Raw genomic sequence first — 20,964 nt, forward strand, 5'->3', positions numbered from 1 at the left:
GTATGGACCAAAAAGCAACAGAAGAGGCAGTTGCAGGTATAGGGCTTCCCCAGAAGATAGCGGATAACCTATTGCGTGAACTTAAGAGCATGAAGGTGACGAAAAAACAGCTTGATGAGATCATCAAACGCACCGCAAACATGTATGATCATTCTAAGATCGAGGCAGGCGAGGCGGCAGGTGTGGTATCGGCGCAGTCGATAGGCGAACCGGGTACGCAGATGACAATGAGAACTTTCCACTACGCTGGAGTTGCTGAAATAAACGTTACGCTGGGTTTGCCGCGTCTTATCGAAATCGTGGACGCGCGGAAAAACCCGAGCACGCCAATGATGACCATATTCCTGGAGAAAGATTATGCATTCGACAGGGATAAGGCGCGTGAGCTTGCCTGGAAGATAGAGTCTACAAATATTACCGTGCTGGGAAGCATGTCAACGGATATCACAGAAATGAAAATCGTGGTGGAACTCAATAAAAAAGCAATCCTCCAGCGCAATATGACACCCCAGGAAATAGCCAAGAAAATCGAGGAAGAACTGGGTGTTTCAGCCGAAGTATCCGGAGACGATTTGCTGATGAGACCCGAAGAGCCTTCCTACAGGCAACTGCTCCAGCTCGTTAAGAGCGTACAATCCGTAATATTGAAAGGCATAAAGGGCATAAAAAGGGTCGTGATCAGGAAAGAAGAGGGTGGCGAATATGTTTTATACACTGAAGGCTCTGCACTTAAAGAGGTGCTGGCGATAGATGGGGTTGACGCTACCAGGACGAGAACGAACAATATTAATGAAATCTTTGAGGTCATGGGGATAGAAGCGGCAAGAAGCTCACTCATCCATGAGGCAACAGAAACTCTCAGGGAACAGGGCTTGACAGTGGATGTCCGCCATATCATGCTCGTAGCTGATATAATGACTGTGGACGGCGATGTAAAACCAATAGGCAGACACGGCATATCCGGCGAAAAAGCAAGTGTCCTTGCAAGAGCTGCATTTGAGGTAACCGTCACCCATCTCCTGGATTCAGGTCTGAGCGGCGATGTTGACGAACTTCGTGGAGTGACCGAAAATGTAATAGTAGGACAGCCCATAAAGTTGGGAACCGGAAATGTTAAACTGATCGCAAAAAAAGCAATTAAAGGAGAATAATCATGGAAATCGACATAAACAAATCACTGAGAAGCGTTTTATCGACTGGCAAAGTACTGATTGGAACCAAACAAACCATGGATGCAGTAAAGAGTGGAAAAGCGCAGGCTGTTGTAGTATCGTCTAATTGTCCAGAAAAAGCGAGGAATGAAATAAAGGGCGTACCAGTAATAAAATACGCAGGGTCTATTGTTGATCTCGGGGTTGCATGCGGCAAACCGTTCTCCATAGCCGCCCTCGCGGTGATAGAACCGGGAGAATCGGATATACTCTCTTTCGGGAGCATGAATGAGTGAAGTTAAATTAAGCACTGAAGGAATAAGGTACATCGCATTATTTGAAAACCTCACAGGTGCCCGCACAAAGGATTGCTATGAGGATGTTGAGAATAACAGATTGATTTTCGTGGTTAAGAATGGCGATATGGGACTTGCTATTGGAAAAGGCGGGGACCGGATAAACCGCGTAAAGAAAGCCATAGGCAAACATATAGAGATAATCGAACACTCCGAAGACCCTGTTGAGTTCGTGAAAAACGCTTTTCACCCGATCGTAATAAAGAATGCCAGTATCGTTGTGAAGGATGACAAGCGTATAGCTTATGTAGAGGTAAATACTAAAGAGAAGGGTCTTGCCATCGGGAGAGATGGAAAGAATATTGAAAAGGTCAAAAAACTCTCCCTGAGGCACCACAATATTGAGGATGTTATTATTCAATAAGTCCCCGTAATATTTTACGGGGTTTTTGGAGGAAAAACTTCATGGGAAAAGGAATATATGCTGCTCGCAAGCTCAAAAATGATCATAAAAATTTCAGATGGAGCGACGGTAATTACAGCCGCAGGGCTCTAAATCTTGACGTAAAGGCCGACCCTCTCGGGGGAGCACCCCGGGCAAGAGGAATTGCACTGGAAAAAGTAGGGATCGAGGCTAAACAGCCAAACTCAGGAATACGGAAATGCATAAGGCTGCAGCTCATCAAGAATGGTAAACAGATAACTGCATTCTGTCCGAGTGATGGCGCTATCAACTTCATAGATGAACATGATGAGGTTATGGTTGAACGCATAGGCGGAAGGATGGGCGGAGCAATGGGAGATATTCCTGGAGTACGCTGGAAAGTAGTAACGGTCAATAACGTGGATTTAAGACAGATGGTACTTGGCAAGAAGGAAAAACCGGTGAGATAGTATGCACAAATTGTTTGGAAAATGGGATTTTTCTGAAGTTGAGGTCAAGGATCCGAGTGTCAAGAATTATATAACAATTACGCCGATCTTTATTCCCCACTCGGGGGGAAGGAATTCAAAACGGCAGTTCAGCAAGTCGACCCTGAACATTGTTGAGCGCCTTGTCAATAAGATGCTGCGCGAAGAGAACAATACCGGTCAGAAGATCACCGCAATCAAGACAGTAAAAAAAGCTTTTGAGATAATCAATAAAAAGACCGGACAGAACCCCGTGCAGATACTGGTCAATGCAGTCACAAATGCTGGACCCAGGGAAGAGACCGTCAGGTTGCAGTACGGTGGTATCGCGGTTCCGAAATCCGTTGATACGGCACCACAGCGCCGTGTGGATACCGCTCTTCGCTTAATAGCTGAAGGTGCACAGCAGGCCGCTTTCGGCAAGAAGAAGTCTCTTGTTGACGCTCTTGCAGATGAGATAATCGCTGCAGCCAACTTTGACATCAAAGGGTATGCCATGGGGAAGAGGGACAACATCGAACGCGTAGCAAAAGCCGCACGTTAATAATTTGAATGAGCATCTTTGCGGGTCAGGCCGCAAAGATTTTTCTTATTTACCAGCGCGTATTGTAAGTTTTCTGTCTTATTTTCACGCCATTGATGTCATTATAGGATATTTCCTTGATCTGGAATTCATCTGGCAGATGTATGTTGTTAACACTTTCTTCCTGCCCGGGCGAGAGGGATGAGATTGAAACCGGCTCATCTACCGGGCCTATCTTGAATGTTATCTCTAGGGCTGGTCCCTTGCCTATGTTCTTGACGTGTAAAACCTGGCGTCTTCTCGTCTCCCCTATGATCACCGAAACGTAAGTGGTCCTGAAATTCAGCCAGGGTTTGTCCTGGGCGAGCCATAGTTTGTTATTGATGTTTGCTAAATGAATTATGGATACCACAAGAGTCATTGTTGAAATCGCTGTGAAGGCTGCGAAAATTGCTATTATGCTGTCCAAATCCATCATTATTATAATAACATCAAAGGTATAAAACTTTAATGTTTTTGGTGTCGGAAGGAAATCAGATTGAAATCCGCAAGGTATCAGAGCCGATGCTCATGAATTTTGTCTTTCCTTCGGTTTACTTGATTTCTGTTTTCATATTCAGGCGCTGGGTGGGATAGCAAGGACCGCAGGATAGTAAATAGAATTCATCTTTAAAACTCTGAAATTTGGAAATTTTTGTTAAGGAAATTTAGAATGCGATCACTAACCATCTTGGGCTGGTCCATTGACAATATGTGACCTGCATCAGGAATCATTTCAGCCTGGATATTTGGCATCCGTCGAGTGGCCCGGTCTATGGCTTTCGAAGCGGAAAGGATGACTTCTTTTTCCCCTATCAGCAAGAGGGCAGGGGTTTTGATCTGCCGCAGTTCGTCATCTGTGAATTCGGTCGGGAATACCAGTTTAAACCTGCAAGTTGCAGCCAAAACCAATTGCTCAAAATAGGTCTCATTCGGCCATTTTACGAATAACGGCCGTATGCTATTGATTATAAAAGGTCGAATTGGAAAGAGCATCGAAGGAACTATACGCAAAATGTACATTTTATTGAACGGGGCAAATGCCGCTGGCGGACTGAGCAGCACAATCTTCTTCACTCGCTCCCGGGCATACAGAGCCAAATTCAATGTCACCCATCCGCCATACGATGCTCCCACCACATCAGCCTGTGTAACATCAAGCTCATTAAACACATCAGTTAACCAGAGGGCGTAATCAGACTTATTTTGAGGTGGGTGACTGACCACACTTTTGCCTGCATCCCCTATTATATCCAACGCATAGACTCGATATTCACGGCTCAGGTCAGCAATGTTGGGGAACCACATGGTAGCGCTTGCGCTCGTGGCATGCAAAAGCACTAATGGTGGCGCACCTTTTGGCCCGCTTGCAATGACATGGGTTTTGCCAAACCGCGTGGGCATGTCAAAAGACTCATAGGGCACAGGCCAGAGGGCAAGAACGGCGTCATAGGAGGCCATATATTTGGCTTGACTTAAAGGTGTTTTAAAGATTGATAAATTTTCAGGCATGTATTAATGAATTACCTATTCACTTCTCTTATAATCTATCAGTATCCAAAGTCTATAATCTTTGCCTCCAGGAGACAGGGCTTGGTCATGTACAATAATTGACTATCAAGACTGGATGGCATTGATTTTTAGCAGAAATTCATGTATAATATTAATTTGAATAAATGTCTATTTAGAATAAAATAATATTAATATTTATCTTGAATTCCACGAACAACGAGTACAGGCATTTTCGAATTATGGATTACTTTCTCAGAAACACTCCCATGCAAGAATCATTTCCACCAGTTTTTTCCTGATGTTCCCATTATGATAAGGTCAATTGAGTTGTTCTCTGCATATTCTAATATTTTTTTGTCAGAATGTCCTTCAACAGGACGTTCTCCGATATTACTTCATTTTCTAAATACCATTTTAAATGAGTAGAGATAAAAATTGGGACAAATTCTCCTATCTATCCCTTCATCTCTAAACATTATAGGTAGGCTCAGTTCCATTCCATATCTTCTTTATATTTGTCGATATCTCTATTTATGGCCTCATAGTCGTCCACGTTTCTTTGGTCGTCTATTTTATCCCGGCTGTTTACTGGCCTGTTCGTGAAATTGTTGTTCATGGAGTTCTTACCTTGGGCGAGCTTTATACGCTTAACAGGAGACCCGGTGGGCACAAATCCTTTCTTGAGCTTCTCGATCACAAAATATCTACCTGCTTCAAGATTATCGAACTTGTAGAAACCCATAGCATCGGTGAAGGTTTCTTTTCTTATGACCTTTGCATTTTTTCCTTTGCCAATGATGCCAATCAGCCTGATAGTCCAATTTGATATGCCCTTCTCACCTGCATTCCATTTTCCATTACCATTGGTATCATTTATCTTAAATCCTGAGATAATGCCTCCGAGTGGTTGTATCAGTGGCTGATTCGTGAAGTTTAGGTTCATAACGTTTAGACCAGCTATATTAACCAGTTTGAAAGTAGCATTCCTGGGAGTAAATCCTATCCTCATTTCCTCAGTTACATTATAGCTGCCATTTACAAGGTTCATGAATTGGTAGAATCCGTTAGCATCTGTTAAGTCACTGGATATTACTATGCCAGTTGTGGCATTCTTAAGAGTGATATTCCAGCCCTGAATTCCTGCTTCGCCTGCATCCCATTTTCCGTTGCCGTTGGTATCATTGATCTTGAAGCCTGAGATACTGCCATTTCCGATTATTAATTGTGTCACATTCCAGTCCCATGTCTGCATGTCGCTGCCATTAGTATTTTGGGCCAGCGCAGATACATTCCATATCCCAAGGGCTGCACCGGTGTTGGTATAGCTTGCTGCAGTCACACCATTATTTTTCTGAACCTGTGTACCATTGATCAGCCAGGTTATATTAACGGTCTGGCTTACTGTGATGCTGAATGTTCTGGAATCACCCACATTATCTGTCACTGTTGAAGTAGTTGGAGAGAAGCTGGTTATATTTGGCGCTCCGGTACCAGGTGTACTGACATATATCAAAGGCAGATAATCTCCGCCGTTTGTTATGTTGCCCGAGGATTTGTATGGAAGCATTGTATCTCCCAGGCCATCCCCGTCAGTATCATTGCCAGCATAATCCGACCAATAGTTACCGCCAAGATAAGAACCACCAATGACGTTCGTTCCAAGCGTCTTTGTGATGCTCCAGATGTTATTTCCATCGTCATAAGCGTTGTTGGTGTTGTTGAAGTAGTTGTTGTAGATGAGATTGCCGCTGGAAGAATGCAGGGAAGAATAGATTTGTATTCCATATTTATTCGATTTTATGGTGTTATTAGTTAAGGTATTGTTTATGGTTGGGGAAATGAAATCTTGAATAAGGATTCCTATACTGTTCGAGTATACGATATTGTTAGTTAAATTATTTTTTTTCGAATCGAAAATGACGATTCCAAATAGGTTTGAGTTTGCGGTGTTGTCCTTTAAAACGTTGTAGCCGGAAAATTCAATTTGGATTCCACTAAAGCTGTTCGAATTTGCGGTGTTGTTATCAAGTGTATTGTTACTGTTGGCGCCAATAGTATCAGAGGTCAGAAATATGCCATAAGTGTTATTTGAGGCTATATTATTCCGGAGTATATTATCAGTCGAATTCACCCAAATTCCAAAATAGGAGCTAGCATTTTCCGCAACAAATCCATCGAGCGTAATTCCCCCTGCGCTCAGAGTTACAGCATTGCTTCCGTTAGCATTTACAACAGGCTTACCATCGCCAGTATCAATACCACGTAGTATAAGCTGCTTGTCCACATTCACATTCTCATAATACGTCCCGCTGTCCACATTTATTTCATTACCCGGGTTGGCATCGTCAATGGCAGCCTGTATAGTTGAGTAATTGGTACCCTTGTTGATGTTATGAACACGGTTAGTAGTTGTAATGGATGCCACATTCCAGTCCCATGTCTGTATGGCAGTACCGTTGGCATTACTTGCAACGGCAGAAACATTCCATGTACCCAACGCTGCGCTAGAGTTTGTATAGGATGATGTGATCACGCCAGTCTCATTGAATACCTCTGTTCTGTTGATAAGCCAGCTTGCATTCACAATCTGATTCGATGTAATGCTGAAGGTTCTTGATTCACCCACATTATTTGTCACAGTTGTAGTAAGTGGCGAGAAGTCAATTATATTGGGAGTCCCGGTTGGTGGTGTAATTCCAGTCACATTTACGTTCCAAGTTACTGTATCCGATGTGCCATTGGCATTGCTGGCATTCACCTTAATTATATAATTGCCTGGTGCTGCAAAATGATTACTGAAGTTATCAAAGTTGTTGTTTTGATTAACATTATTCAAGAGCCAGTTCCATGTATCTATGCTCTGGTTTGCAGCGGCATTAAAGCGAATTGCATCAGAAACATTTGCCGCGATATTCAAAGAAGCATCGTTTGTTTTAGTGTTGCTCCAGCTTATCATAACAGGAACTCCAGCTACTGGAGGTGCTTTTACTATCCAATCCCATGTCTGCATAGCAGTGCCGTTAGCATTGCTTGCAACCGCAGTAACATTCCATGTGCCCAACGCTGCGCTAGAGTTGGTATAGGATGATGTAATTACATCAGTTTCATTGAATACTTCTGTTCCGTCGATAAGCCAGCTTACATTCACTGTCTGATTTGTTGTAATGTTGAATGTTCTTGATTCACTCACATTATTTGTCACTGTTGAAGTAGTTGGAGAGAAGCTGGTTATATTAAGTGCTCCAGGACCGATGGGGTTTTCATAGATTTCAATTTCAAACCAAGCAATCCAAGATGGAGAGCTGACAGTCTCCACTTTTACGTAACGCACATTCAGTAGTGGCGGAGTAAAGTCTTCTGCTAAGATTTGTTTGTTATTTGTGTACATACTAAGCGTCTTTACCAGGGTCCAATTAGAAGCATCCTGTGAGATATAAATATTGTGTGTGGTATTACCATCGGGAGTTTGAGACACAATAAGCTTAATTCGAGAAATATTATAATTCTGCTGTAGGTCAACATAAATCCATGCGGGGGCATAACCTCCAGAATTCCAATGCGTATTCCAATCTCCGTCAAATGCATTGCTAGGAGGGGTATTATACCAAGAAGAGCTTGCATAGGCGGGTTTACCCAGTGCAACGTTATCAGGTGTATTGACATGCATCAAAGGCAGAAAATCCCCACCATTTGTTATTCCACCTGAGGAATTGTAGGGAAGCATTGTATCTCCCAGACCATCTCCCTCAGTGTCCATTCCAACATAATCAGACCAGTAGTTGCCACCAAGCCAAGATCCGCCTATGATATTAGTTCCGGATGTTTTTGTGATATTCCAGATGTTGTTTCCATTATCAAAAGCGTTGTTGGTGTTGTTGAAGTAGTTATTATAGATGAGGTTGCTGCTGGAATCGCCCAACGAAATGCCGTAATTTTTATTATTCGATGCATTGTTGTTGCTCAGAATGTTGTTATTGCTTGAAAAGTTAAGAGAAATGCCGTTATAGTTGTTATTCGATGCATTGTTATTGCTCAACATATTGTTATTGCTGGAAGAGTACAGAATAATGCCAGATCCGTTGTTATTCAATGCTTTATTGTAGCTCAGTACATTGTTGCTGGACGGCAACAGAACAATGCCAGTGGCGCCGTTGTTGGATGCAGTATTGTTGCTTAGAAGATTATTGTTGCTGTAATAATCGCCCAGACCAATTCCATAGAAACGGTTGTTCGATGCATTATTATTGTTCAATGTATTGTTGCCATGAGGGCCCAGAAAAATGCCGACACTATTGTTCGATGCATTGTTATTACTCAGCGTGTTGTTGTCGCTGTAATAGTACAGATAAATGCCTCCATAGTTGCTCAAAATATTGTTGTTACTCAATATGTTGTTGCTGGAAGACCACAAAGAAATGCCGTCACCGTTATTCAATACATTGTTGTTGCTTCTCAGCATGTTGTTGCTGGAAGAATACAGAAAAATGCCATTATAAAATTTATTGGCATTCAAATCCTTGATTGTGACTTCACTTCTTCCCGAAAGATAAACACCATTACCCGTACCACTTCCTGTTATTGTGTGCCCATTGCCATCAAGGGTTATGCTATCATTATCTATTTGGATGTTGGAAGTCATATCCGTTGTCAGTGTGCAGGTCTTTGAGCTTATATTCCAAGTACCTATTAAGATACAGTCACCACCAGTTGCATTATCCTGAATAAATATTGTACTGGGGAGCATATCGGCGGGACTGATAGCGAGAGTATTGAGGTTATTTAACTTGCCTGTCTCAGGCTGAATGAAAACAAAATGCGGCTTTGAAAGCTCCTGAGTATAAGTATAATTTCCATTACTATCTGTTTGGAAGGATAAAAAGTTATGGTAATTATCCTCGTATTTGTTGTATGTAGTTAGTGGGACAAAACCACCCAGAGTTATCTTTGCTGCCAGGGGGCCAGAAGCTGATTCAAACTTAATTGTAACCATTTTCGGGGCTGACTCAAGAATTATATTAATGGTCTCTGAGCTGTCCAGGGTTATGTTTAAATAATTGCTGTCATTAATTTCAAAATGCATGCCTTTAGCCTCAAGTCTTCCCGGAGATTTAAGCATGTCCTGATATCTGGAACCCGCTATATGGTCTGATGCTAGAATGGTGAGACCATCTGTTCCAGCAACTCCAAAACTTGGAGTTATTTCTGTGAATTTCGGTACTGCTGCACTTGCCGACCCTGCCATTATCCCTAAGAACAGCAGAATGACCGCTATAGGGATATTTTCAACAGCTTTTTTTACCTTTGTACAGAAACTCTGGCCTTTTAAGCCTTCAATTTTATCCATAATATCACCCTTATTTACCTGTATTTGATTAAAGTTTAGAGTATATTATTTGCATATAATAATTGTTACCCAGAAACCGGAACAAATGGGATTATGTTACGGAAATGGAGTAACAAATTAGTTTCTCCAAAAAAGCGGTATGTATGGGCTTATCATCTGGTCCCGAATTGCCAATTTACTTTCGTATTTTATTTATTCCTTCAATTCTCTCAAGCCAGGAATTTCCTCTTTTTGATACTATGGTACTTTGCGAAAAGTATTAGAAATTATAAAACATTCATCTGCTTGCGAAAATTGCAGATTTTATGAAACCTGACAGAAATGGAAGAATTATTGAAGAAACAGAAGGATTTACCCCTTTTCGCTTGAACAATTGAGCAATCTTTCTCTAAATTGAATATACCGTACAAGTTCATCCATATCAAAAACTATATGCATTTTCTTCATATAATCTGGCATATCATTTGATATGGGTATAACATCACCATCTTCTGTAAACGTTTTGTTTAACATATCTTCATTACCAAATATCAGTACGGGGAAATACATAACACAAAATTTTCTCTTCATATCGTGATAAATAAAAGTGTTAGGAAATTGAACCACAAATTTGCATTTCTGGCAGTGAAATATATAGATGCGTCCCTGAAATAGTTCTTCTTTTAATTCTGGATTAAGAGTTATATTCAGGGAATTCCAAATAGTTATTTTTACCTTTTCCCCACATTGGGGCATTTTAGATCCAGATTTTTAGAGTCGGTAATTTTGTTACAAAAGAGAATATTTTTCGTATTTACAGATTCGCTAATTTTTTTAGCAATTTCCATATGTGCATTCCAGGCATCTAGTTACCTACAGGCTCTCAGGGAAGCAGGTGAAAAGCATCACGAAAATGCAGGTGGATCCCGAGAATTATCTGCTGTAGCAGCAGGGCATACTATGGTGATCAAGGAAAGGCATTATGAGAAGGTAAGGGAGGATTTTGAGCAGATGCATGAGAGTTACAGGAGGTTTGATCCTGCTTTTGGGAGCATTGGTAATAATATGGGTTAAATAACATTCAGCAGTATAATCATTATCTAAAATATTCAGCAAAATACTATACATCTATCAGGTTTATATCCGAAGTATGAGAAGTTACCGACTTATTATATAGCACCACCTCACGCAATACTTATTTATTAAAAAGGTTATAACTAAAATAGTTATTAATCTTAAGAAAAAGGCTTCTGTTATCAAAAGCATTTTTACTGGAGCTTTACAACATACAACTTATCCCTATTGAAAGGATTTCTGTTATCAAAATCTTAGAGACTATCTGGAAGATATTAGTAATCATAGATTTAATTATCTTTGTAATTTTAATTGTTTATGCGCTTTTATATAATTTTGAAGGTTTTTTGGACTGGCTTCTTTGTGTAATTATTTTTATTATATTAGCTACCATTGCTACAAAATTTGTAAAAGAAGAGTGCAATTCATGATACTAAGGCCGAAGGTATAATGAGTTACAATAATCTCGCTCATATGCGCGCCTGAATTTCAGCATTTCATGAGGATTACTTCTGTTTTCAATTCAGGTGCAGGTGCAAGTAGCGTCTATAGACACCCAATATCTTGGTCAATATGCGTGTTTCAGAGAAAGCTTTTAACGTGCTCTGCTTTGCTTTAATGAAGCATATTGCCTCTTACCACTGCTGCATTTCTTGCATCCTTGAGTTCCTCGGCTATTTCCAGAGCCTTCTTGAAGTATGCCAGCGCGTGCCCAAGGTTCTCCCATTGCTTGTACACGCTTCCAATGTTGTTCAGGTCTATTGCCTTTCCTATGTGGTCTTTTTGTTCTTCATCCACAGAAAGTGCCTCGATGAAATAATTAAAGGCTTCATCCAGCTTGCCAAGATAAAGTGCTTCCTTACCCAGAGCGCGCAGGATACTGGCATTTTTTACAGCTTTTCCTCTGGCTTTTGAATATTGCTCAACCTGCATCTCGCATATTGAAACCGACAAATTCTGGGCTACTCTCATAGATAATCCTTAGTTCGTGCAAAAATCGTTCTCGGATACAGCCTGCCTTCAAGCTATCCCAGGACACTTCAATTAGAAAAGGGATTATATCCAGAACTATACATACTCGCTACCATTAGTGCGATTAAACCAGGCCACATTTTGGCCTTCCATGCAAAACCGATGAAATATAAACCGAAGAATGATCCGAGCAATAAGCCTGCTATGCCCAGCACCAGAGAATGAACAAAAACAAATGTCTCCGTTGGTATGCTATCAATTGCATCAAGTGTAGTTATTTCAGTCCCAGTGGGTATGCTATCAACTGCATTAAGTGTAGTTATTTCAGTCCCTGCAAATAATCTTGCCAAAGGCAATGCAACAACATAAGTCAATATCCACAACACGGTTGTTCCTATAATTAAACCTAATATATCCATCTTTATTTCCTATTTGTTTGTCTTATTAATTTTAAGCCTTCAATTTTATCCATAATATCACCCTTATTTACTTGTATTTGATTAAAGTTTATAGTATATTATTTGCCTATAATAATTGTTACACAGAAACCGGAACAAATTGGATTTTGTTACGGAAATTGTGTAACAAATCAGTTTCTCCAAAAAAGCGGTATGTATGGGCTTATCATCTGGTCCCGAATTGCCAATTTACTTTCGTATTTTATTTATTCCTCCAATTCTCTCAAGCCAGGAATTTCCTCTTTTTGATACTATTGTACATTGCGAAAAGTATTAGAAATTATAAAACATTCATCTGCTTGTGAAAATTGCAGATTCTATGAAACCTAACAGAAATAGAAGAATAATGAAGAAACAGAAGGATTTACCCCTTTTCGCTTGAACAATTGAACAATCTTTCTCTAAATTGAATATACCGTACAAGTTCATCCATATCAAAAACTATATGCATTTTCTTCATATAATCTGGCATATCATTTGATATGGGTATAACAATCACCATCTTCTGTAAACGTTTTGTTTAACATATCTTCATTACCAAATATCAGTACGGGGAAATACATAACGCAAAATTTTCTCTTCATATCGTGATACATAAAAGTGTTAGGAAATTGAACCACAAATTTGCATTTCTGGCAGTGAAATATATTGATGCGTCCCTGAAATAGTTCTTCTTTTAATTCTGGATTAAGAGTTATATTCAGGGTATTCCAAATAGTTATGTTTACCTTTTCCCCACATTTGGGGCATTTTAGACCCAGATTTTTAGAGTCGGTCATTTTGTTATAAAAGAGAATATTTTTCGTATTTATAGATTCGCTAATTTTTTTTTTGCAATTTCCATATGTGCATTCCAGGCATCTAGTTACCTGCAGGCTCTCAGGGAAGCAGGTGAAAAGCATCACGATAATGCAGGTGGATCCCGGAAATTATCATCCTTTTTTTCTCAATAAATGCGCTATCATGAACAACCCGGCGATTGCAACTATTATTTCAAATCCTGGTGTTTTTTGCAACTTCGATGCTTCATCATAGGCTTTAGTTGCTTCATCGTTTCTTCCCAGTTTCCCAAGAGCATCTCCTTTGTTATTCCACGCTTGAGCATACTGTGGATTAATCTTCAAGGCTTCATCATAGGCTTTAATTGCTTCATCGTTTCTTCCAAGAGTCTCAAGAGCAACTCCTTTGTTATTCCACACTTGAGCATACTGTGGATTAATCTTCAATGCTTCATCATAAGCTTTAATTGCTTCATCGTATCTTCCAAGAATGGAAAGAACAAGTCCTTTATCATGCCATGCTTCTGCATATTGTGGATTAATCCTTAAGGCCTCATCTAATGCCTTAACTGCATCTTCGTATTTCCCAAGATTAGAAAGAGCGAATCCTTTTTCATACCATGTTTGAGCAATTTGTGGATTAATCTTCAAGGCTTCATCATATGTTTTAATTGCATCCTCATTTCTTCCAAGTTTAACAAGAGCCCATCCTTTGTTATACAATGCTGCATCCAATTGTGGATTGATCTTCAAGGCTTCATCATATGCTTTAATTGCATTTTCGTTGTCCCCAATATCGTTAAGAGCATTTCCTTTATTATTCCACGCTTCAGCGAGTTGTGGATTAATCTTCAAGGCTTCATCATAGGCTTTAATTGCTTCATCGTATCTTCCAAGATTCTTAAAAGCAATACCTTTGTTATTCCACGCATCAGCATCCTGTGGATTAATCTTCAAGATTCCATCATAAGCTTTAATTTTGCTATACCATGCTTCAGCAAGTTGTGGATCAATCTTCAATGCTTCATCGTAAGCTTTAATTGCATCATCGTATCTTCCAAGAATGTAAAGAGCACTTCCTTTGTTATTCCACACTTGAGCAAACTTTGGATTAATCTTCAAGGCTTCATCCCATGCTTTAAATGCTTCATCATTTCTCTTCAGATTGATAAGAGAAAATCCTTTTTCATTCCACGATAGAGCATATTGTGGATTAATCTTCAATGCTTCATCTAATGCTTTGATTGCATCATCGTATCTTCCAAGATTGTTAAGAACAAAACCTTTGTTATACCATGCTTCAGCGAGTTGTGGATCAATCTTCAAGGCATCATCATATGCTTTAAATGCTTCATCGTATCTTCCAAGACTGATAAGAACACTTCCTCTGTTATTCCACGCATCAGCATCCTGTGGATTAATCTTGATTGCTTCATTCAATGCTTTAAATGCTTCATCGTTTCTTCCAAGACTGTAAAGAGCAGTTCCTTTGTTATACCAGGCTTCAGCATATTGTGGATCAATCTTCAATGCTTCATCTAATGCTTTGATTGCATCGTCATTTCTTCCAAGGTCAGAAAGAGTTTTTCCTTTTTTATTCCACGCTTTAGCATCCTGTGGATTAATCTTTAAAGCTTCATCATAGGCTTTGATTGCTTCTGTGTAATTTCCTGCTTGACCCAATTCAATACCTTCAGCAACCCATTCATCAGCAGTTTTTGCCTCTACTACTTGGGCCATAAATGAAAAGAATATCAAACAAATAATTAAAATATTTATCCCGCTCATTCTTAACACCTCCTGCTCTCTAAATAATTTCACTGCTTTCATATAGTTTTCTCCAAGTTTATTTAAATTGCTGTTTCTTGAATGCCTATCAGTCTATTGAAATTTCTTATCTACATTGAGGCGCAGAAGATCGCAAATTCGATGCAATATGCTCTTCTTATACTTCTTGCAGTCTTTTATCTTCCAAGAGCATATGCCGCTCCCTCTCGAACACCTTTGTTTTCATCCTTTAAATCCTGAACAAGAAGCTCGATGACCCTATCACCCCCTATTTCACCGAGGGCATCAGCCGCTTTCCAATGAATATTTAGAAAGACATTATCCTCATCCTTCAATGCCTCAATAAGTGGCTCTACTGCTCTTGCATCTCTTATCTTACCAAGTTCATCAGCTGCATTCATTCTGATATTGTAGTCTTTATCCCTCAAGACCTTAATAAGTGGCTCTACTGCTCTTGCATCCCTTATCTTGCCAAGTGCATCCGTTGCATTCATTCGAACAGGGAGGTCTTGATCCTTCAATGCCTCGATAAGTGGCTCTACTTCTTTTACATCTTTTATTTCTCCAAGCTCCTCTGCTGCATTCCTTCGAACATTGTAGTCTTCATCCTTCAAAGCCTCAATAATTGGCCCAACTTCCATTGGCACCTCACTTACATCTGCAATTAGATGACAAGCGACATCTTTATTCTTGATGAGCATTTTTTGTAATTTCATGATATTTGAGATTATTTTCTCTGGTTTTTTCTTTAATACCCCCTCACATATACTGAATGCCAGTTCAAACTGGCACGATCGTCTCAGCAAATCAACAATTATAACTTCTTCTACACCATCCTGTTCAGCGAACTTTTGATTATTTTCTTTTGCTTTTCGAAATAAAGACACAGCTCTCATTCTGCATTTCTGTGCACTGGTCTCATAATCAGCATCATCGCATACCCATGCCGCATGAACACTACTCCATCCTGCTCCCAAATATTCACAGTTGTTTTCTTGAATTAATGAAAAACAAAGAAATGCATTTGCTAATTTGGGATATTCCGGGCTGTCTATTTGTTCTTGGTAAGAATCTGTAAATATAACATCTAACGCTTTTTCATTTCCCTCAGATATGTCCGCGGAAGAATATCCGCATGATGGGCACATTTGTACCCACATATCAATAGTTGATCGTTCCATTTCAGGGGGCCTTGTATCTAAATCAGGCGAACCAAAGGTAATTGTAGACCCAATTTCTTTATGTATGCTTGCCTTATTACATGCATAACATTTCTTGGTTATTGCGTGAAATGTAGTCATATTTTACTCACCTCACGAATCAATTAACATCCCTGCCAAAGCTACCTCTTTGAGCATAATTATCTCCCAAAAGGAAAAAGCCTAGGGACTTTTTTCATATACTCCCCATATTCATCGCCAATTCTTGTTCTTGAGTCTTCTTCTTCATATTCAGCTATATAGGACAGAATTAAAGCAAGAATCAATGAATATATTAAACCAATTAATGAATTCGCTGATAATGCGAGTCCTAGGGTTCCAATAATCCAACCGAGATACAAGGGATGACGAACGAATTTATAGGGACCTCTTTCTATCAATTTGTTTCCATGAATAAAAACCTCTTTTATTAGAAGATATATACTCCAGAATATGATGAATACTCCCAGTACAAAAATAAGTAATCCAATAAATGCCAATATTATTAAAATAGTTAGATTGAAAACATTCATTATCGGCATAAAGTTTTGTGATATCAACTCTAGATAAAGAAGTATATTTATTATTATAATAAAAACTTGAAATCCAGTTATAGATTTTCTTGATAAATCACCAAAACGTGAAAAATGTCTTCTATATCTAAAGGCTACATACAACATTGCCAATAATCCAGCGAATGAAAAAACTATTTCAAATAATGGTAGTGGATAGGTTACATTGTAGATGTTCTCTTTATTATCTATAAAATTATTCGAGTCGATAATGCTGTCAGACGAAAACATATAAATTCCATAATTATTGCTCGATAAGGTGGTGTTTTGTAATCTGTTATTTCTCGATTTATCGAGATAGATACCATTATGAGTTTTCGAGATAGCGTTGTTTTGTAACAGGTTATCTCCCCCCAAAAGGAGATAGAAACCGTTGTTTTTATTTGAGTCAGCATTGTTACCTGAAAGAGAATTTTCACTCGAATCCCACAAATAGACACCCCGGTCATTGCCTGATGCGGTGTTGTTTACGATCATGTTGTTGTTCGAGCCCCAAAGTTCGATGCCGCTAACATTATTAAAGTTCACGATGTTATTTATTATCGTATTATTATCACTTATAGAAACAACGAAAATGCCAATGTTTTCGTTTGAGTTTGCAATGTTATTTGCAATGATATTATTGCCCGAATTCCAGAGCCATATCCCATCACCATTATTTGATACGTTGTTATCAGAAATATTGCAATAATCCACGCCCAATTCAAGATATATTCCGGCGGCAAATTCAGTGAGTTTATTGGATGTTGTTCCTGTGATCGTAAGCCCTTTAATATTCACATAATCCGCTGTTACTGTAAATACATTGTTTTTGGGATTTGCTGCTATGATCTTCGAAAATGCAGATCCATTTTCAGATCGAATGGTCAATCTCTTGTTCACCTTAATATTCTCGGAATAAGTTCCATCCCTGACAATAATCATATCCCCACCATTTGAAGCATTAACTGCTTCCTGAATAGTTATGTGATTATCAGGCACATAAATCGTTGATGCACTGGTTATCGTTGCGGAAGCAACAAAAAATAATATTGTTCCAATTGTGACAAATGCAATCAAACCAAATTTCTTATTCATTCTGTATCCATTGATATAAGCCATACAGCAAGTCCTGCAAATGTTCCTATCAAGAGCCAGGATTCACCAGCATCCCTTGCCCTAAGTGTTGCAATTATGAATAGCATCCCCAATCCTTTGGTGATTATATATTTCAAACTCATACTGATAATTTCGATCTCCAAAAGTTAAACTGAATCCCAAGAAATTTTAAGAATATATCAAACATATTTTATCCCCTCTCTTTTTATCATTTAAATTCAAACCGCAATTTTCCATGATAAATCACTTCTTATCTAACTTCACTATCTGTTTTCCAATTCTTTGATTGAATTTTACAGTAGATTATTTGTATATAATAATTGGTAGTTTATAATATCTGTTACCTGAAAACCGTAATAAAAGGGGTTTTGTTACGGAAATAGTGTAACAAATCTGTTTTTAAATGATTGGGGTCTTCGCGGAATCCTTGTTGAAAAAGGAATAAGACCTTCAATCCTTATCTTGAATATTTAAAGGTCTTCGTCTTGACCTTGAAATATAGATGGAAATATTAATGGCAATAGCATTATTAAAATACCCAGATACCCAGAAAACTCGGGGTAAGTGCAGACAAAAGAGCCTTTATATACGGGATCGCCATTAAGATTTTCCCCGCATGTCCCAGGCGTGTCCACTGCCTCTCCTATATGATATGTTCCCACTGTGATGGGTGTGCCCGTGACTGTATTGGTCATGGGGTAAATCCCCGATAACGTGTTGCCATACGGATTCACCGACATCCCAGCCGTGTTCACTCCAAAACCGATTTGATTTGTTCCCGCTGTGAAGGGTATGGCCGTGACTGTATTGGTCGTCGGGTAAATCCCCGATACGGTGTTGCCATAAAGATTCACCGACATCCCAGCCGTATTCACTCCAAAACCGATTTGATTTGTTCCCACTGTGATGGGTGTGCCCATGACTGTATTGGTCATCGGGTAAATCCCCGATACGGTGTTGCCACCATAATTCGTTACGTAAGTATACGTTTCCGCCTGCGCTGGCAATCCTGACCCAAGTAGGATCGTCATAGTTATTATTATTGAAACTATAATGAGTTCATAACTTTTATGTGGTTTATTCTTGGTCATTTTGCCTCCTTATTAAACCATCTACTTGTATTTGATATAATTTTACAGTAGATTAATTGTGGATAAGAATTAGTTGTTTATAAGATCGGTTACAGAAAACTGGGAACAAATGGGATTTTGTTACGGAAATGGCGTAACAAATCTTTTTAACCTGACTTTATTCATTCGAAGTTCATCACCCAGCCCGGCAGGCATGTGTCTCTTCGTCCGTTAACAGCGACGCAGGACAGCGACCTGGTCATTATTCATGCACTGTTGTATCATCTTTGAAAGATGCAAATCTGGCAAGATCACTTGCTTAAACCGAAACATTGATAAATAATCATGATAATTTCATGTTAACACCTGAAGGTTTGGTGTCAAAATAGAGGATTATTTATAAAATGGCAGTTAATGCAGCATTAATACTTGTTGTAGGTATCCTAATATTTATTCATGTATATTATTTACGTATAAAAAAAATTGATAGATATGTAATGAAATGTGACCCTTCTATACGTACTCCTGCGGATAGATATAATGATGGGGTGGAATTTTTCCCCACAAATAAAAACGTCCTTTTTGGTTTCCAGTTCAAAAGCATAGCAGGACTCGCACCTGTCGTGGGCGCTATCGTAGCCGGCTTGCTGTGGGGTTGGCTTCCTGCGCTTATCTGGATACTTGTGGGGAATATTTTTATTGGCTGGGTGCAGGATTATTTTTCATGCATGATGTCAGTCAGGAAGGATGGCAAGAGCTTGGGTCCGCTTTCTTATGAGCTAATAAGCCCGCGCACACGGAACATCCTTCTGATATTCCTTCTTTTCTACCTGATACTCCTTATGGCAGCTTTTTCAAGTCTGGCAGCAGTGATGCTATCAAAAAATATCAACTACATCATACCCACAGCTACAGTACTTTTAGCAGGTGTACTTGTGGGATTGAAGATGTACCGGTTGAAGATGGACCCAATCATAGCAACAAGCGCAGGCATAGTATTGATCGTAGGTGGAATATGGGCAGGTTCTTTGAATATGATCCCTAACCCGATTGGCGGAAGATGGGTGATCGATTTCCCATATTTCGGTACCTGGGGGATCCAAGTTCCGAATATCTGGCTTACAGTTCTACTTGCGATCTGCCTTGTAGCGGCTCTAACTTCCATCTGGAAATTTACCCAGCCCACGATTTACATGTTCTTTTATGTAGTGTTGTTCGGAATCATAGCCCTCGCAGCCACTCTCATATTCGGGAATCATGTTTATTTAATGCCTGAATATACAGAATTTTTCGCTGGAATGTCAGGCACAGCAGCAATGCCGCTATGGCCGCTTCTTTTTGTAACGATCGCCTGCGGCTCTATATCTGGCTGGCACAGCCTTGTGAGCAGTTCAGCTACCTCTAAGCAAATAGACAAAGAGACAGATGTTGCACCTGTGACTGCGGGCTCCATGCTTGCAGAAGGTATGCTTGCGCTCCTTGCGCTGTCAATAGTTGCCACGCTATCAGTTGCGGATACGACTGATGCACATGGAAATCCACTCTCAGCAGCAGACATTTTCTCAAAGGGAGCAGCAAATCTTCTTGGCGGAAGCGATACTGCGAACGCTTATGTCGGGCTCATATTCGTTGCTCTTGCGCTTGCTGTGATGATTCTTATTGTGCGACTTGGAAGGTTAACAATCCACGAAATCGGGGGAGAGAAAATACCACTCCTTAGGAATAAGATAATAGCTTCTGTGCTTTTCCTTGCTGCGACTTTTTTTCTTGCATCTCCCAATTTCGGAGGTACATGGATATATATCTGGGTGCTGTTCGGGGGATCAAACCAGCTCATGGCAGGACTTTCACTCATGATAATTACGTTATGGCTTATTGATACAAAGAAAGGTTGGATGATATCTGGAATCCCCGGTGTATTCATGATCGTGACATCGATAGCAGCTCTCAGTTATGTAAGCTACCAGTCGCTAACCAGGGGATTTACTTCCCTTCTGGTCTCTTCCGAAACTTTTGATACACCTTCCGGAAACATTGTTGCAGGTATTATAGGGATAATCTTGATAATCGCAGCTATTATCATGTGCTATGATATATTCATGGCATTCAAAAGGAGAAAAGACGGAATTAATTCGGGAATGTCCTGAATTTACTAAATTATTGTCTATGCTATATAATCTCTCTCTGTGATAATCTGC

General features: G+C 39.6%; 17 protein-coding genes. 7 read left to right on the plus strand and 10 right to left on the minus strand.

Annotated features, from left to right (window positions below):
- Positions 1-2 precede the first annotated feature (2 nt).
- The 5 genes from rpoA2 to O8C65_15595 are packed head-to-tail and all read left to right on the plus strand — an operon-like array spanning position 3 to position 2,903.
- Entirely contained in the window at positions 3-1,151 is a 1,149-nt protein-coding gene (rpoA2, locus tag O8C65_15575) for a DNA-directed RNA polymerase subunit A'' (GenBank protein MCZ7358339.1), read from the plus strand.
- Between the two features lie 2 nt (positions 1,152-1,153).
- Positions 1,154-1,447, plus strand: coding sequence for a 50S ribosomal protein L30e (locus tag O8C65_15580; protein MCZ7358340.1), 294 nt, complete (start codon positions 1,154-1,156; stop codon positions 1,445-1,447).
- Positions 1,440-1,871, plus strand: a complete 432-nt coding sequence (locus O8C65_15585) for a NusA-like transcription termination signal-binding factor (GenBank protein ID MCZ7358341.1) — start codon at positions 1,440-1,442, stop codon at positions 1,869-1,871. The genes O8C65_15580 and O8C65_15585 overlap by 8 nt, the downstream gene beginning before the upstream one ends.
- 41 nt (positions 1,872-1,912) lie before the next feature.
- Positions 1,913-2,341, plus strand: coding sequence for a 30S ribosomal protein S12 (locus O8C65_15590; GenBank protein MCZ7358342.1), 429 nt, complete (start codon positions 1,913-1,915; stop codon positions 2,339-2,341).
- A gap of 1 nt (position 2,342) precedes the next feature.
- The gene (locus O8C65_15595; protein MCZ7358343.1) at positions 2,343-2,903 is read left to right on the plus strand and encodes a 30S ribosomal protein S7; all 561 of its coding nucleotides are present in this window, start codon (positions 2,343-2,345) and stop codon (positions 2,901-2,903) included.
- Between the two features lie 49 nt (positions 2,904-2,952).
- On the opposite strand, the gene O8C65_15600 is transcribed toward O8C65_15595, so the two are convergent.
- The 3 genes from O8C65_15600 to O8C65_15610 form a co-directional block, all read right to left on the minus strand.
- Positions 2,953-3,360, minus strand: coding sequence for a hypothetical protein (locus O8C65_15600; GenBank protein MCZ7358344.1), 408 nt, complete (start codon positions 3,358-3,360; stop codon positions 2,953-2,955).
- A gap of 191 nt (positions 3,361-3,551) precedes the next feature.
- Complete coding sequence (locus tag O8C65_15605; GenBank protein ID MCZ7358345.1) at positions 3,552-4,382, minus strand: alpha/beta hydrolase; 831 nt, start codon at positions 4,380-4,382, stop codon at positions 3,552-3,554.
- A 538-nt stretch (positions 4,383-4,920) separates the two neighbouring features.
- Positions 4,921-9,777 carry a right-handed parallel beta-helix repeat-containing protein gene (locus O8C65_15610; GenBank protein ID MCZ7358346.1) on the minus strand — a complete coding sequence of 1,619 codons (4,857 nt, stop codon included), beginning with the start codon at positions 9,775-9,777 and terminating at the stop codon, positions 4,921-4,923.
- A 765-nt stretch (positions 9,778-10,542) separates the two neighbouring features.
- Between O8C65_15610 and O8C65_15615 the strand changes: the two genes are divergently transcribed.
- Positions 10,543-10,830, plus strand: a complete 288-nt coding sequence (locus O8C65_15615; GenBank protein MCZ7358347.1) for a hypothetical protein — start codon at positions 10,543-10,545, stop codon at positions 10,828-10,830.
- A 615-nt stretch (positions 10,831-11,445) separates the two neighbouring features.
- On the opposite strand, the gene O8C65_15620 is transcribed toward O8C65_15615, so the two are convergent.
- The 7 genes from O8C65_15620 to O8C65_15650 all read right to left on the minus strand — a co-directional run bounded on the left by O8C65_15620 (position 11,446) and on the right by O8C65_15650 (position 18,787).
- The gene (locus O8C65_15620; GenBank protein ID MCZ7358348.1) at positions 11,446-11,802 is read right to left on the minus strand and encodes a tetratricopeptide repeat protein; all 357 of its coding nucleotides are present in this window, start codon (positions 11,800-11,802) and stop codon (positions 11,446-11,448) included.
- 68 nt (positions 11,803-11,870) lie between these two features.
- Positions 11,871-12,221, minus strand: coding sequence for a hypothetical protein (locus tag O8C65_15625; GenBank protein ID MCZ7358349.1), 351 nt, complete (start codon positions 12,219-12,221; stop codon positions 11,871-11,873).
- 971 nt (positions 12,222-13,192) lie between these two features.
- Positions 13,193-14,869, minus strand: coding sequence for a tetratricopeptide repeat protein (locus tag O8C65_15630; protein MCZ7358350.1), 1,677 nt, complete (start codon positions 14,867-14,869; stop codon positions 13,193-13,195).
- Between the two features lie 134 nt (positions 14,870-15,003).
- Complete coding sequence (locus O8C65_15635; protein MCZ7358351.1) at positions 15,004-16,128, minus strand: HEAT repeat domain-containing protein; 1,125 nt, start codon at positions 16,126-16,128, stop codon at positions 15,004-15,006.
- A gap of 59 nt (positions 16,129-16,187) precedes the next feature.
- Positions 16,188-17,675 carry a right-handed parallel beta-helix repeat-containing protein gene (locus O8C65_15640; protein ID MCZ7358352.1) on the minus strand — a complete coding sequence of 496 codons (1,488 nt, stop codon included), beginning with the start codon at positions 17,673-17,675 and terminating at the stop codon, positions 16,188-16,190.
- Positions 17,672-17,818 carry a hypothetical protein gene (locus tag O8C65_15645; GenBank protein ID MCZ7358353.1) on the minus strand — a complete coding sequence of 49 codons (147 nt, stop codon included), beginning with the start codon at positions 17,816-17,818 and terminating at the stop codon, positions 17,672-17,674. Before O8C65_15645 ends, O8C65_15640 begins: the two co-directional genes overlap by 4 nt.
- 348 nt (positions 17,819-18,166) lie before the next feature.
- Positions 18,167-18,787 carry a hypothetical protein gene (locus O8C65_15650; GenBank protein ID MCZ7358354.1) on the minus strand — a complete coding sequence of 207 codons (621 nt, stop codon included), beginning with the start codon at positions 18,785-18,787 and terminating at the stop codon, positions 18,167-18,169.
- Between the two features lie 383 nt (positions 18,788-19,170).
- On the opposite strand from O8C65_15650, the gene O8C65_15655 reads away from it, so the two are divergent.
- On the plus strand, positions 19,171-20,913 hold the full coding sequence (locus O8C65_15655; protein ID MCZ7358355.1) for a hypothetical protein: 1,743 nt from the start codon (positions 19,171-19,173) through the stop codon (positions 20,911-20,913).
- Positions 20,914-20,964 lie beyond the last annotated feature (51 nt).

The sequence above is a fragment of the Candidatus Methanoperedens sp. genome (assembly GCA_027460535.1).
Classification (GTDB): Archaea; Halobacteriota; Methanosarcinia; order Methanosarcinales; family Methanoperedenaceae; genus Methanoperedens.